14 protein-coding genes and 1 pseudogene are annotated in these 13,642 nt (G+C 50.2%); 9 read left to right on the plus strand and 6 right to left on the minus strand.

Annotated elements, in window-relative coordinates:
* Positions 1-38 precede the first annotated feature (38 nt).
* The 5 genes from GSVR_RS00390 (at position 39) to GSVR_RS00410 (ending at position 3,780) form a co-directional block, all read left to right on the plus strand.
* Complete coding sequence (locus tag GSVR_RS00390) at positions 39-851, plus strand: 8-oxoguanine DNA glycosylase (RefSeq protein ID WP_173201779.1); 813 nt, start codon at positions 39-41, stop codon at positions 849-851.
* 104 nt (positions 852-955) lie between these two features.
* Positions 956-1,294: a hypothetical protein gene (locus GSVR_RS00395; RefSeq protein ID WP_173201778.1), complete on the plus strand. Its 339-nt coding sequence runs from the start codon at positions 956-958 to the stop codon at positions 1,292-1,294.
* Positions 1,291-2,514, plus strand: a complete 1,224-nt coding sequence (locus GSVR_RS00400) for a PfkB family carbohydrate kinase (RefSeq protein WP_173201777.1) — start codon at positions 1,291-1,293, stop codon at positions 2,512-2,514. The genes GSVR_RS00395 and GSVR_RS00400 overlap by 4 nt, the downstream gene beginning before the upstream one ends.
* Positions 2,511-3,107, plus strand: coding sequence for a 7-cyano-7-deazaguanine synthase (locus GSVR_RS00405; RefSeq protein WP_173201776.1), 597 nt, complete (start codon positions 2,511-2,513; stop codon positions 3,105-3,107). Before GSVR_RS00400 ends, GSVR_RS00405 begins: the two co-directional genes overlap by 4 nt.
* Positions 3,094-3,780, plus strand: coding sequence for a hypothetical protein (locus tag GSVR_RS00410; RefSeq protein WP_173201775.1), 687 nt, complete (start codon positions 3,094-3,096; stop codon positions 3,778-3,780). Before GSVR_RS00405 ends, GSVR_RS00410 begins: the two co-directional genes overlap by 14 nt.
* A gap of 127 nt (positions 3,781-3,907) precedes the next feature.
* Here the strand turns inward: GSVR_RS00410 and GSVR_RS00415 are convergent, their stop codons facing one another.
* Genes GSVR_RS00415 through GSVR_RS00430 form a run of 4 tightly spaced genes read right to left on the minus strand, consistent with a single transcriptional unit; the run spans position 3,908 to position 8,502 of the window.
* A complete protein-coding gene (locus GSVR_RS00415) occupies positions 3,908-5,092 on the minus strand; it encodes a TniQ family protein (RefSeq protein WP_173201774.1) in 1,185 nt (394 codons plus the stop codon).
* Positions 5,082-5,954, minus strand: coding sequence for a TniB family NTP-binding protein (locus tag GSVR_RS00420; protein WP_173201773.1), 873 nt, complete (start codon positions 5,952-5,954; stop codon positions 5,082-5,084). Before GSVR_RS00420 ends, GSVR_RS00415 begins: the two co-directional genes overlap by 11 nt.
* Before the next feature lie 2 nt (positions 5,955-5,956).
* A complete protein-coding gene (locus tag GSVR_RS00425; RefSeq protein ID WP_173201772.1) occupies positions 5,957-7,792 on the minus strand; it encodes a helix-turn-helix domain-containing protein in 1,836 nt (611 codons plus the stop codon).
* A complete protein-coding gene (locus GSVR_RS00430; protein WP_173201771.1) occupies positions 7,792-8,502 on the minus strand; it encodes a TnsA endonuclease N-terminal domain-containing protein in 711 nt (236 codons plus the stop codon). The genes GSVR_RS00425 and GSVR_RS00430 overlap by 1 nt, the downstream gene beginning before the upstream one ends.
* 85 nt (positions 8,503-8,587) lie before the next feature.
* On the opposite strand from GSVR_RS00430, the pseudogene GSVR_RS00435 reads away from it, so the two are divergent.
* Positions 8,588-9,427: pseudogene (locus GSVR_RS00435) on the plus strand (YifB family Mg chelatase-like AAA ATPase); the annotation flags it as partial.
* On the opposite strand, the gene GSVR_RS00440 reads toward GSVR_RS00435, so the two are convergent.
* Positions 9,393-10,895 carry a recombinase family protein gene (locus tag GSVR_RS00440; protein ID WP_173201770.1) on the minus strand — a complete coding sequence of 501 codons (1,503 nt, stop codon included), beginning with the start codon at positions 10,893-10,895 and terminating at the stop codon, positions 9,393-9,395. The pseudogene GSVR_RS00435 and the gene GSVR_RS00440 sit on opposite strands and share 35 nt — an antisense overlap.
* Before the next feature lie 14 nt (positions 10,896-10,909).
* Positions 10,910-11,602 carry a S24 family peptidase gene (locus GSVR_RS00445; RefSeq protein ID WP_173201769.1) on the minus strand — a complete coding sequence of 231 codons (693 nt, stop codon included), beginning with the start codon at positions 11,600-11,602 and terminating at the stop codon, positions 10,910-10,912.
* A 33-nt stretch (positions 11,603-11,635) separates the two neighbouring features.
* Between GSVR_RS00445 and GSVR_RS22280 the strand changes: the two genes are divergently transcribed.
* The 3 genes from GSVR_RS22280 (at position 11,636) to GSVR_RS00455 (ending at position 13,552) form a co-directional block, all read left to right on the plus strand.
* Positions 11,636-11,827, plus strand: a complete 192-nt coding sequence (locus tag GSVR_RS22280) for an HTH domain-containing protein (RefSeq protein ID WP_370552068.1) — start codon at positions 11,636-11,638, stop codon at positions 11,825-11,827.
* Positions 11,828-12,120: 293 nt separating this feature from the next.
* Positions 12,121-12,960 (plus strand): plasmid replication initiator TrfA, encoded by an 840-nt coding sequence (gene trfA / locus GSVR_RS00450; RefSeq protein ID WP_173201768.1) that lies wholly within the window; start codon positions 12,121-12,123, stop codon positions 12,958-12,960.
* A gap of 262 nt (positions 12,961-13,222) precedes the next feature.
* Positions 13,223-13,552, plus strand: a complete 330-nt coding sequence (locus GSVR_RS00455) for a hypothetical protein (RefSeq protein ID WP_173201767.1) — start codon at positions 13,223-13,225, stop codon at positions 13,550-13,552.
* The last annotated feature ends 90 nt before the right edge of the window (positions 13,553-13,642 follow it).

Genomic DNA, 13,642 nt, shown 5'->3' on the forward strand with positions numbered 1-13,642 from the left:
ATATTCCTTATAAGAATACAGAACACCGGGGAATATTCATGGCACAGGTCGCGTTGGGAATCGTCAATGGCGAAGTAAAGGAGTGTGCATTACCTGATCCGTGGGAGAAGGTAATGGATGGGGTCGTTTGGGGAGAATTCGACACATTCTTTACTCCTGCATTTTGGGTGGTGCAAGCTTGGCTGGATAAGGATCAAAAGAGATACGGTGCCTACAAGCTCGGTGCTTCTTTACAAGAGGAGGTGACAGCGTGCCTGTTGGGTGGACATGGGATACCATCCGAGGTGGGGCTGGCTGCCTATAGGGCCGTGAGAGACAGGGGATTACTAACAAAAGAAACACTGACTCAGGAGGAATTGACCGCAGTATTGAGAGAGCCTATGGACGTTGGCGGTAGACAAGTCCGCTATCGATTTTGGAAGCAAAAATCCAAGTATCTCTGGGAATCATTGCAGGCCATTTCTAAAGGTAATCCCCCAGAGGATCATAGAGCATTTCGCAACTGGCTTATTGAAAAATTGCCTGGAGTCGGACCCAAGACAGCGTCATGGATCACTCGCAATTGGCTTTCAAGCGACGAGGTTGCTATTATCGATATTCATATTCAACGTGCAGGCCTGCACGCTGGCTTCTTTGACAAAAACCTCACCATTGACAAAAACTACTCACAGATGGAGGCGCGCTTTCTTCAATTTGCCCATGCTATCGGTATCAGACCTGCCGTTCTGGATACACTTATATGGCGACAAATGAAAGATTTGACCTCCACCTCAATCAAGCCAAAAACGCCGCCTAAGAATATTCACCATCAACAATATTTTTTCCCCGAAATATTAGCTGGAGCCTGCTGAGCGGCCTTAATTCTGTTGTCGAATGCCTATCAATATTTAATATTTACTCTTCAATTAGTATGACATAATATATCCCCATCTTTATTCGGTTTAGAGGGGGAACGATGTCAGGAGGAGATTCGACAGGTGGTGGAGGTGGTTCGACAGGTGAAGTACTTGACTGCTCCAAGCTGTTTGAGAGGACGGTTTTAAACTCTCCCAAGGCGGAGATCTTAGCCAAACTTGAGGCAGGGCAAGTGCTAAAGCTGATATTGATGCAGAGCGACTCAAAAAAAAGTTTGGTTGCTGTCACCTCTGAAGGAGAGGTTGCCGGCTCAATCACGACAGCCTCTCTCAGTCAGATTAAAAAATGTATAGACCAAGGTTATGGGTACATTGCCCTGGTCGAAAGTGTCGCAGGCGGTAGATGCTCGGTGCTCTTGAGACCGGAGACATTTTTATGATCTCAATAGTCGGTGGAACCTATTACGAGTACTGTATCTCACCAGAGTGGAAATACCTCTATGGTTCGGGTTTGCGTGCTGCTGCTGCACTTTCGGATCTATGCAGTGACATCAAACTGCATACCTATGTTGGCGAATCTGCGTTTGAACAACTGGAGGCTGTCGCGGAGGTGTTTGGCGTAACTGCCAAGCCTCAAATCTCTCCAACTACCATACGATTTAATTACTTTCACGGCTTGTCTGTCCCGGTAATTTCTCCCCCTCGTTATGCAATCAAACAGCAAAGTCCTCTTCAAGTGGGAGACGATGTTGTACTGCAATTCGGCATGCTCGAAGGACACGCCGTCGTGCATGGGAAAAAAGTCGTTTATGATCCACAGTCCGCAGAAACGATAGTGCCTTTTCATAGTAATGGATCAACCGCTGAGCAATTGGCTTTCGTTGCAAACATGAGGGAATGCCGGATACTGACTGGTAAAGACGACATTGCAGAAATTATCGAGGCTTTGTTCAGTATTTATCATTGTGACGTGGCAGTCATAAAGCGCGGAAGTCAGGGAACTTGCGTCGTAACGAAAGACGACGCTGCCAAGATAGAAACAATCCAAGCTTATAAAACCGAGATGGTATGGCCAATCGGATCAGGCGACGTATTTTCTGCGGTTTTTGCGTATTATTGGGGAGTTAAAGGTGCCGACCCTTTTGCCGCAGCACAGAACGCCTCTCTGGCAACAGCAACTTTTTGCTCCACTCAGGTGCTTCCCATCCCCGCTGATTTTCAGAAAAACTCGGCAAATATTTCACCAATCACACTGAAGCCAAAAACTGAAAAAGATAAGAAGTCGATCTATCTGGCTGGCCCTTTTTTTAACTTGGGGCAGCGATGGGTTATCGAAGAGGCGCGTGTGGCGTTGATGCATCAAAATATGGAGGTGTTCTCGCCTCTTCACGACGTTGGAAGGGGAGCGGCTCTGGACGTGGCTTCGGCTGATTTAAAGGGGTTGGATGAATCTGCCGTTGTCCTGGCAATTGTTGACGGCTTGGATCCTGGAACAATTTTCGAGATTGGATATGCTAGGGCGAAAAATATCCCCGTAATCTGCCTTGTCCAAGCAGAAAGGGAGGAGGATCTGAAAATGATGGCCGGAAGTGATTGTCTGATGGTCAACGACTTCACCACCGCAATTTACCAGACAGCATGGACATACCTCGAACTATGAAAAGAGCGATATTAATATCAGGCGGGATAGACTCGCTAGCATTGTGTTACTGGCAGCGTCCCGATCTCGCATTGACCATAAACTATGGACAGTTCCCTGCTGTGGCAGAAATAGGAGCATCCGCAAAAGTTTGCCAGGAACTTCAAATACCGCATGATGTGGTGACCGTAGACTGTCGACACCTTGGTAGTGGTGATCTCGCAGGAACGGAATCATTAGGGCTTTCACCATCACAGGAATGGTGGCCTTATAGAAATCAACTGCTTGTGACCTTGGGCGCCATGAAAGGGATTCAATTGGGCGTTGTGGAGCTTTTGTTAGGATCAGTGAAGTCTGATAGTTTCCACGCCGATGGAACTGCAAATTTTTACGCCCACATGAACGCATTATTGAATTTGCAGGAAGGGGCCATGAAGGTTTCGGTCCCTGCCATTTCCATGACGTCTGTCGAGCTTGTAAAAGCTTCTAAAATACCAGCAGAACTCTTGAGCTGGGCTCATTCCTGTCATGTCAGCAATGTTGCATGCGGCGGTTGCCGGGGCTGCTTCAAGCATCAGACGGTTATGGCCGAGCTTGGGTATGGATTTTATTGAACTCGAAAGCCCCGATCGCCGGGGCAAATTATTACCCTTCCAGGAATACCGCTACAAAGTTTCTGAAGTAATCTACCTAGCGCCTCCATCCAGAATTGAACCAAAAGACATTTTCAGCGTAATAGAATCGCGGAAAACACGAAGAGAATTTGGCAGGATTAACCTTGACCAATTATCTGCACTTTTCTGGTATAGCGCGAAAACATACGCATCAAAGATTCTGGAACAGGACCACAAGTGGCACCACCGTCCAGCCCCTTCGGCCGGAGGCCGTCATCCCCTCGATCACATCATCTTTCGCCATGATGCAGGGACCTGGACTGTGTTCTTGTATGATCCCATCTCTCATGCTTTTGGGCGCTTAGTTATTGAGGATTCGGAAGCCCTGCGACAGTGGTTGGAGGGGCTATTCAAGACACTACAAATCGAGGCGGCAACCGTTGTATGGAATGTCGCCCAATTCCAGCGGACTAGCAGTGTATATACTAACTCAGCTTCGCTTATATACCGTGATGAAGGGGCCATACAGGCGACATTTGGTTTAGTGGCAGAGGCCTTGGGACTCAGCTTCTGCACGCTTGGTGTCTCAGGTGAACCTATCCTTTCTGGCCTATTTAAGGCAACGGACCGCTTGAGAGGAATTGGGGGATTCTGTGTAGGAGAGAGGGTGTGAAGGAGCACTACACCCTTACGCCCAATCGTAACGCTAGGAAGAAAGTAACAGAAAGGAGGCATCTATGGCCGCGCGGCCACGGTGCGGCTATTGAGGTAATGCAATTTTGCAGTTTAGGTCCCAAATCTCATTGGGAAGCTGTTGGTTTAATATATCTCCGTTTATCCACATAATACCTGCCGAGCCATCGCTGGATGTTGTTTTTGCTGACCAACAGGCCGCTGGCTTTTAAGAATGAACGGCAGGCCCTAATCTCATCTTCTGAAGGGTGATAATGGGACGCATCCAGGTACAATTCCATGGCTGATTGATACCAATAAGCCGGCTGCTTTTTATAGGAAATGAAATATGAGCTCGTCACTCCGTACTCGTTTGCGAGAGTTACTAGCCGCTCCGGCCACGATTCCAATAGCCATGCGGCCAGTTTCAATATCACCCGCCGTTCTTTCAGCCTGAAACCGTCGAAGGCCCCTGCCAACTCCGGCGCCTCATCCGCCAAATCCATCCCAAGTGCACGTGCGCATCCCTCGCGCAGCCGGCCTGTTCTGCTCTTTGAGCAGAGCGCCTTGACGAGGTCATGTAATCCGCTGAAATAGGCAATGCTCATAATATGGCTTGTTACAGGGGCACCAGGTTCAAGTGCCCAGCTAGTACGGAGCACGTCAGCAATGCTCCGTTGAAAGGCTGCTAATCGTGTTTCGCTATCCCCATAGTAGGTCATAGCAGGAGCCGCTCCACGATCCAACCCGCACTTTTTGCACTTTCTGATTACGTTCTCGAAAGGCAAAAGCTTCATCCCGTAATCGCCTTGGTGAAAAGTGACCGATGCCCCGCATTCCGGACAGCAATCGTGCAGATAGCAACCATGAACCGGACAGATGACCATACATGACAAACGCCACAACCGCCTGTAATAGGGTTTCTCGTCAGTGGCAAGGCATTGAGGACAAAACTGCATCCCGTAACCGAGACGATTACGCCCCCTTTTTACGATCGGCATTACCCACGGCAGTTCACCACTTCGCTTGAAACACTCGAAGAGGATACCTTCATACGCAGCCAGGGTAGTCATGTAGACTCTGCTATTGGGGGTGCTTGTGCATTCTGCCAGTGTGGTCAGGAGCCGTATGTCCGCGGAACGATCGACGTCTCTTTCCCAAAAGTGATGTCTCGCTCCCCATACCTGGCTACAGAATGCGTGTAGTTTTCTAAGGTTTGCATAAGCGCACCGCACGAGCCACGAGGACAACAATTCGTCGTCAAGGGGTTTTGGTCGGAAAAGCCAAAGTTGCCGTTGGCTTTCATCGAGCATATTTAGTTCGCTGAGATGGGGGCACCCAGCCGAGTCCCTTCAGGTATGCGTTGCTCAGCGTCTTTTCCGTGATAACTTCGCTTCCGGTCCTGATCGCATCTGCTGTTTGACAGACCAACAGATCGACCATATCGCCGAGGATCCCTCCCCCAAGCAAAAGAATACGTTGGGAGATCCCCTCTTCGGTGAGATCGTAATCCCCCCTCAGCCTCAACTTCACCTGGATCGTCGCGAGAAGGGACAAGAACTCGTCGCTCATTTTCCATCGTTCCAGATGGCGCGGTTGGAACCTGTTCGATATTTGCGGGTCGGACCGCAAGGAGTTGAGGACTTCGGGAGTCCCCCCGATAACTATGGGTATTTTGAGATCCGAGCCCAGGTTCTTCGTCGCATGCAGCAGTTCGCGGATTTTGTGTGGAGTTCCGCAGGTGGAGTGCTGGAACTCATCGACAACGAGCATTTTTGTTTCAAGGTGGAAAAAAAGCCGGTGGATACGATCCAGCTTGGAGTCCGTCGACTCCCGATCTGGACCGCTGGCGAAAAGGGACGACAGGATGGCGTTATACAGCCGAGCCTCGTCGGCCTTGGCCCGTAAACGTATGTACACGATCGGAAGCGTGGTCTTGTCCGCGTTGGGATCAAAGGGAGGGGAGTTCCTGTCGACGAATTTGCTCAAAAGGAACGACTTGCCGTTGTTCGTTTCCCCGATGACGGCGATATTGGGCATCCTGATTTTTTTCGGATACTTTAAGAGATCCTCCAGGTCCGCCATGATCTTCTTTGCCGTTGTGTAACCCACCCAGAAGTCTTTTCGGACTGCGGCAATTCTTGCCTCCTGTTCGATCCCTGCCAGATTCTCCATGGTTACTCCTCAAGTTCGAACAACTCTATTTTGCCTCTTTTGAAATCCGGCACAGGCGTAGGCGCCGTGTCTCTTTCGGGAGCGGGCGGCGGCGGTGCGGTGGCGCTCCGCTCTTTTTTTATTTTTGCCTGCTTCTTCAGAACCTTCGAATGCTCGACAACCTTCTTCATGTCCTCGAAAGCCCTGAATATTTCCTCCTCGTTGACTTTGTCCTTGCCGAGTTCTCTCAAATGCCGACGAACCGCCTTATACTCCCATAACGTCATTGCCGGATAGCGCGTGTCGCTGTACGGCACCTTGAAATGTGCCTCGGCATCCGGATCATAGAACAAGAGATAACTGATGTCCCGGGGATCGCGCCTAAATATGAACTTCCGCCCGCGGCTGCCGGACCCTTTTGCCCCAACCCATCGGTTCAGCACGTCCGCGCTGTAATTTATGCAATCGATCATCACTCCGCCAGGTTGGATGGTCCGGAGTTCCATAGGAAGAAAATCGATCCTGAGACGAAGCTCGTCCGCCGCCACCGGACGCTGCCCAACCCCTGGAGAGTCGTCAGTTCCCATGATTCCTTGGTCGTACCTTTCCAGCGGAGACGTGCCCAGTTCCGAATGGATTCTTTTATGGTATGCGCCGCAGATCAGGTTCAGCAACCACTTCTCAAGGTCGGCGAGGCTCATGGTCGCCTTGCCTACCGAATCGTACTCTCCGCGCTGCTCGGGATTAGAGAACGTCGTGCCGGGCAGTGCGTGTATTTCCTTCAGGAGGGTTCCAAGGAGCCGCTCGATATATCCGCCATAATTGGGCTTTTTGACTTTTCTGAATTTGATGTCGATTCCGTACTGGCCGCAGGTCTTTTTCAACACGTCCCCGCGAAATTCTTTCGCATTATCCAGATGAATTGCTGCGGGGATTCCGTAGCAGGGCCAAGTGTATTGCAGGTTGTAGTGACTGAGGAGCTCGTCCTTTTGCAGCAGCGTATTGGATATGCAGATTCCTGTTCCCAGAGTGCCCGGCGGATCGAAGGAGATAAAGAAGCCGACGACCATTCTGCTGAAGGTGTCGATGGCCAGCGTGATGTAGGGGCGGCCGATGGGGATGCGGTCATGTTCGTCAACCAGAATGATGTCGAGCTTGGTGTGATCTATCTGGATGACCGAGTATGGGTAGTTGGCCCCGGGGAAGTGCCCCTTGACGGGTTGGTATTTCAGCGCTTCGTTTTGGCCACGTCTTCTTTTGACAACAAGCTCGGTAGCCAACAATTTTATCCTCTTGATGAATGTATTGAAATGGGGGTATTCAAGCTTGGCGGCCCGGCAGGCAAGTTGAAGTTCCCGGTAGGCATGTGTGTAGCTCAATTGCTGATTGTTGAGATAGTGGCGGTTTATGATTCCCGTTATCATCTGCTCTACTTCCGGGGAAAGTTTCTGCGCGCCGCGGTCCGATCGCCTTTTCCGGAGCAGGCTGGTTATGGTTCGGGTTTCCTCGAAACGTTTTATCCAGCGGTAAACGGTCGTTAGATCGACTAAGAGCTTGTCGGCGACTTCTTGTACCTTTATGGTTGGCCGGGGGTGCATCTCCAGCAGCGGTTTGAACGCTCTATATTTATGGAGGGCCTCCTGCCACTCGTGCTCCGTTATTGCGGCGAGATCCGGAACTGCATGGCCGGCCGTCTTGCCATTGCTATGTATTATGACGGATATGGCCAGAGAGATTTTCTCGCCGCTGTCGATATCTTCGGCGACCACTTCATTCGCCGAGCTGTATCTCCTGACGCAGTACGTCCTGCCCGCGTGTTCCACGACCGATCCCGGGCCGACCATTATAACTTTGCCCATTACACCCCTCTCTCCCGCTGGGCGAGCCAGATCGTCGAAGTCATTGTGAGTGGCTTGTCCAAATCAGTGCCGATTTTCTCTTCCAGGATCAACCGCCAGATCCACGGAATAAGCTCGGCTTGGCGTGTCTTGACTTGAGACATATACAATAGTAATGTTTTAACGCTCGTTTCCCCTGTCTTTTTAAGGGAGTTCAGTACGTACCGCTCGTCACTCCCTTCGGTAGATGAGTAGGGAAACGTCGAGGAATGATACCTTAGAAGGAATTGGGCATTGTCGAGAAAGGGCGTGCGGATGCGTTTCTCCGTGATAATTTTGAAACGCACGCCATTTTCTCTCGCCCAAGACATCGCATGGCGAAATTTGGGTTCGAACTTGCGCCAATCCCGTTTGAGAACATCATGGGGTTTCACTTCATACAGGGTTGGTTTTAAGGAGGGATTTATGTCTCGTGCGTCGTCGGTGTATTTAACAAGGACGTCCGGTGTATAAATGAATTCGTTGCCGTTATCTACCCATCGTAGAGTAACGGGCTGCACCTCGTACCGCTCGACACGGTTGTCGAAATCGAGAAGAACCAGGAAGTCGTGTTCCAGGCTTGACTCGGTTTCGAGGCCCTTGCCGTTTTTGAGGGAAGAGCGGACACCGGTGTTGGCGCACTTGCTCGGACGAATCCTGCGGGCTGGAGGTTTGCCGAAAAGAGAGTCCACCTGGTACCCCTTATTCTCTTTGCGATTTTTATCTCTCATTTGCAATTATCGGTATTCTAACTGGCAAATTAAGATATTATTCACAAAAGAGGGTGCTGCCTATGACCTGCCGATCTCGATCGGCATCCTGGCAGCTACCAATATTGTCAAAACCTCGTTGTTGCAGCAGTATAGCCTGTTGGGAGAGCTCTCGCTGGATGGGAGCCTCAAGGCGATTCGAGGTGCTCTTTCCATGGCGGTGGCGGCCAAGCGGGCCGGTCTGACCGGCATCATCCTGCCGGCTGAGAACGCTCCCGAGGCGGCAGTGGTGGCGGGCCTGGAGGTCATCGGAGCAACAACACTGCCGCAGGTGGTAGAGTTTCTTTCCGGCCGGGAGCTGATCGAACCGTACTGCGTCGATCTGGAGGAGCTCTTTACGAACGGCTGCGAGTACGGCGAGGACTTCAGCGAGGTCAAGGGCCAGGAGCACGCCAAGCGCGCCATGGAAGTGGCTGCCAGCGGCGGACACAATATCATCATGATCGGCCCTCCCGGTTCCGGCAAGACCATGCTGGCCCGCCGCATCCCGACCATCCTGCCGCGCATGTCCTTTGAGGAGGCCATCGAAACGACCAAGATCTTCAGCGTCAGCGGAATGCTTGACAGGGAGCGCGCCCTGCTGGCCGCCCGACCTTTCAGAGCTCCACATAATACCATCTCGGATGTAGGATTGATCGGCGGTGGTACCACCCCCAAGCCGGGTGAGGTGTCGTTGGCCCACAATGGCGTGCTGTTCCTGGACGAACTGCCGGAATTTAAAAAAAATGTCCTGGAGGTGCTGCGACAACCGCTCGAGGATGGCCGCGTCTCCATTTCCCGCTCACTGGTCTCTCTGACCTATCCGTCCAGAGTTATGCTGGTGGCGGCCATGAATCCCTGGAGATGTGTGAACCTTTCTCTACTGGCGCGAACGAAGGGATATAATAGAAGACAAAATGAAGGGAATCCTCGCCGACATCAATCCTCTCGACAAGTTCTTTCACGACTTGCTGCCTAGCCTCATAACTCAACGATGGCCACAGTGACGCCAGCGTAGTTGCTCTCTCGATTACATACGACTTGCCAATCTCATTTGTTTTGATGAAATCAATCTCTGCCTGCAGGCGGGGGATCTCCAGGGTAATGTTGTCAAGCCTGGTCTTGATCGGATCATATCTTTCTTTGAACCCGTTTTGATCAAGAACCTGCTTACCATACAAGTCGATTAAAACATCAACTTTACCGTTCACTTCCTTCTGCTCTTTCTTCAGCAGTTCAAGCCTCTCCTGCTTTTCCACCAATTCTTTTTTCAGATCTTCGTTGGCACCAAGCTGTTCAGGTGCAACAACCACCTCCTTCAAGGCATTCTGGAAGTTCTCCTCAATGATGTCCTCGTTGATTCTCATTCCACATTTCTTGCAGGCATAGCGGGGAATCTTCATCGAAGGATACGGTGCGACGTAGAGCTTCTCGCCACATTGACACTTCAGTATCCCGGAAAACAAGAACCTTCCTACCTTCGGGACCGCCTTGAATGACGTGTATCTCCTAGCTGTCTCCTCGAAGATTTTATTCGCTGCGTCCCAGTCCTCTTCCGACACCAGCGGTTGCACGTTGGTATAAACCCAATCTGACTCCGGTTTCAGCACCCAATTCTTCTTGTTACCAAGACTCTTTGCGTAGTTGGCTCTGCGTATGCCCTTGTAGATTGTATCCGAGAGAAGCCGCTTGAGAGATGTCGGCCTGTAAACCTTCTTGCTCCTTGAATAGAGCCCTTCATCTTTGAGTTGATTACAGGTAGTGAGCAGCTTGCCGGTTTCAAGGAATATTTGGTATGCCCTTTTGACGACTGGAGCCTCATCCGGATTGGGAACGATCTTTCCATCAACCCAGTGATAACCGAAGGCCCCCTTTCCACCAGTATTCTTTCCCAACTTTGCCCTGATAGGAATTGATGCTGCGACACGGGCAGAGATCTCCTCACGCTCCCACTGAGCCAATGCGCCGATAACGGTATAGAGGAGTCTGCCGGCAGGGGAGGACGTGTCAATACTCTCTTCAAGGCTTACGAGTGCGGCATCGTGCTTTTGGAAGTAGTCGGAGATTTCGAGGAGTTGTTTGGTGTTGCGGGCAAGGCGAGCAAGTTTTGAGAAGATAAGAGCCTGTATTCGACCAGCGGCTACGTCATCAAGCATTCTCTTGGCTTCAGGATTGTCAAGGACATCCTTGCCTGAAACGCCTGACAGGTCATACAGGTCTACTATGTTCCATCTCTTGAGTTCTGCATACATCCGAGCACGGGCTTCATGATTCTTTGGCGATTCTCCCCGCGCCTGATCTTCTGTTGATACCCTTATCCATATTCCAACGTTCATCCCGTCATTCCTGTCTAAATCACCCCGCCGGCCCAAACCACCCTGCCAACGATCTTAAGATTAATCGCCTCTTCCCCATGCAGAATTTCAGGCTCGTATAGGGTGTTATCGCTTCGGATCACAACAGAGCCGTCATACTTTTTCTGCAGACGCTTCACAAGCAAAGCGTCCTCGTATTGCACAACGTAGATAGCCCCGTCTTCGACGCGTGAAGTTCTGGTATCAATCAGAATCAGATCGCCATTGCTTAAGGTCGGTTCCATGCTGTCACCTTGTACCGATATAAGCGCCAAAAAGTCCCTTGGAATCCCCAGTACGTTCTTTACCCACTCTGTCCTGAAATACAGATGATCAACAATTTGCTCACTATGAATAATTGCACCCCCTCCAGCACTGGCCTTGACCTCAAACCTTGGCACCTTGACGTAGCCATCCGCCTCGGAAACAAGTCCGTTGTCTCGACATACTGTCGGAAGACAACCGCCATCTGAGAACATCCACTGCAAATTGATGTTCTTGCTGATACACAATTTGATGATTTTTTCGTAAGGGATAGTTCCCCGTTTTTTCCAGGTGCCAAGCAGCCTTGGATCGCTTTCGAGTGCTTTTGCGACATCAGTATCACTCTTCAGCTCAAGAGCTGTTTTCAGCTTTTCGATGATATTTTCAATCAGAATGTCGTCATTTTGCTGAATTTTGCTTGACATGGTTTTCATCCTTATGCAACAATAATCATCATGATGAGGAAATCGCTTAAAATAAAGGTCCTGATGATGCAGAAAGGAATATCAGGATCACATATCGCTGAAAAAGCAGGGGTACATCGTACTGCGGTCTATCACGTAATCAGCGGCAGAGCCAAATCACAACGCCTGCAAAGGATGATTGCCCAAGAACTTGGTTGGCCATTTGATGCCCTATGGGCCGACTGATGATATTTGCAAGCGGTTTATCGTCTATATGGAACAGTCAGTCGTCATTTACTCATCATTTATAGCATACGTATTTAATATTTTCATCAAAATGTTTACTTAATCTTCTTTACGTTGCGAGATTCCTGTGAAGGTCACTATCGAGTACAAAAAGTCTCCTGATCCTGAAGCCAGGCTTGATCGTCTGATGGATATTATCCGGCGGGACCTCGAACGCCAGGCCTTTGTACGTGAAACTGACAGGATCAGAGTTTCACCAGCACCACCTCCTCCGCGATCACGGGAGGTGGCCATTGCAACATAATAGACTTCAGCGCAACACAAACTGTATCGACGATAGAGGCGGGGTTGATTCGTTCGAACGTATTCTTGAAAGCCTCGCAGCGAGACCGAAGTATCTTCCAGAGTGGCCTGATACTCAAAGAGCAATGCCGAATGAAATCCTTCGTTCGGCACTTTTCAATTGCCGGAACCGTAATCAAGCTCGTCTCTTCATGAAGGACGCAGAAATAGCTGTGATCGGAGACGGCCAGGTAATTTATCGTGGTGAGGAACTGCGCCAGGATGATGAACTTGTCTGGTTGCACCTGATGCACCTGGCAAAAAAGACCCATCTTGGCGATTGCATCGACTTCACCCCCTATTCTTTCATCAAAATGCTTGGCTGGCCCATCAAGGGCCAAAGCTACGACCGACTCCGTGTCTGCTTGAGCAGGATGCAGGCTACAGCAATCCGCTTCCAATCAAAACGCCTTGATACCTTCATCAGTGTTTCTCTGATCCTTAAGTTCAGATCCAGAAACGATAACAATGAAAATCTGTCTCGATGGGAAGTCTGGGTTGGCGAGGAAATGCGCCTCCTATTTGACGAAGAGTTCCTGACGAGAGTGAACTGGGAAACGAGGCGAGCGCTTCCAGACGGCATCGCATCCAAGTTGTTTGGTTACTGGTCAAGTCATCGGAAACCTTTCCCGGTAAAGGCTGAGACTCTCATCAAGCTGTGCGGTTCCGAAATGGAGCTGAGGCATTTCCGTATCGAATTGAGAAAAGCGCTCGATGTTCTCGTGAAAGTGAGTTTCCTCGAATCCTGGGAGGTCAAGGATGACCTGGTTACCGTCGCACGGAGGCATTGACCTATGACTTACCAAGTATTGACTTATGACCGGCGAACTACTGACTTTTGACCGACAAAGTATAGACCTAAGCCCTACAGGTACTGACTTTTGACCGGCAAACCTATTGACTTTAGACCGGCAGAACTATTGACCTTTGGCCGACAAGCACATCGGAAATTCGTTTTGCAGCACGCGATGTTACAGAGTTTTCCACAACCCCCTAACCTTCTTTTAACCTTTTATAACCATTAGGGGCTGAAAAACATCAAGGAGGACCCCCATGAACTGCCCAGTTCCTGATGACGCTGTGACAATTGTCATCGCTTATTTACGTCAGCAAGGACTCACCATTACCCATACCGGAAATGCATACCGCCTGGATGAAGGCCTGCCGAACATCAATGTCGTCATCAAGGCATTCCGTGATCAAACCATCAGCATTGCTGAAGACGGTACCATTCATCTTTTTGGCATCTACCTCCCTTCAGGATGGGACACCGTGAGAATCAGGAGAAAGGTTGAAGATCATCTTCGGAAGATCTCCTCTACAGAGGAAATTATCCGTATCGCTTCATGCTTGGGAGTAAGACTTTCTGAAACCGTAAAGTGATCCGGGAACACCCGGTCTCCAGTAGTAGTACGACAACCTAATAGCACAGATTCAATCTGGCACGGCCGGGCACTTCAATGTGCTGGCAAA

The organism is Geobacter sp. SVR, assembly GCF_016865365.1.
Classification (GTDB): Bacteria; Desulfobacterota; Desulfuromonadia; order Geobacterales; family Pseudopelobacteraceae; genus Pelotalea.

Bases quoted from the DNA above. Each gene is read 5' to 3' on its own strand.
- GSVR_RS00390 (WP_173201779.1), top strand. From the start codon at position 39: ATGGCACAGGTCGCGTTGGGAATCGTCAATGGCGAAGTAAAGGAGTGT.
- GSVR_RS00395 (WP_173201778.1), top strand. From the start codon at position 956: ATGTCAGGAGGAGATTCGACAGGTGGTGGAGGTGGTTCGACAGGTGAA.
- GSVR_RS00400 (WP_173201777.1), top strand. From the start codon at position 1,291: ATGATCTCAATAGTCGGTGGAACCTATTACGAGTACTGTATCTCACCA.
- GSVR_RS00405 (WP_173201776.1), top strand. From the start codon at position 2,511: ATGAAAAGAGCGATATTAATATCAGGCGGGATAGACTCGCTAGCATTG.
- GSVR_RS00410 (WP_173201775.1), top strand. From the start codon at position 3,094: ATGGATTTTATTGAACTCGAAAGCCCCGATCGCCGGGGCAAATTATTA.
- GSVR_RS00415 (WP_173201774.1), bottom strand. From the start codon at position 5,092: ATGCTCGATGAAAGCCAACGGCAACTTTGGCTTTTCCGACCAAAACCC.
- GSVR_RS00420 (WP_173201773.1), bottom strand. From the start codon at position 5,954: ATGGAGAATCTGGCAGGGATCGAACAGGAGGCAAGAATTGCCGCAGTC.
- GSVR_RS00425 (WP_173201772.1), bottom strand. From the start codon at position 7,792: ATGGGCAAAGTTATAATGGTCGGCCCGGGATCGGTCGTGGAACACGCG.
- GSVR_RS00440 (WP_173201770.1), bottom strand. From the start codon at position 10,895: ATGAACGTTGGAATATGGATAAGGGTATCAACAGAAGATCAGGCGCGG.
- GSVR_RS00445 (WP_173201769.1), bottom strand. From the start codon at position 11,602: ATGTCAAGCAAAATTCAGCAAAATGACGACATTCTGATTGAAAATATC.
- GSVR_RS22280 (WP_370552068.1), top strand. From the start codon at position 11,636: ATGAGGAAATCGCTTAAAATAAAGGTCCTGATGATGCAGAAAGGAATA.
- GSVR_RS00455 (WP_173201767.1), top strand. From the start codon at position 13,223: ATGAACTGCCCAGTTCCTGATGACGCTGTGACAATTGTCATCGCTTAT.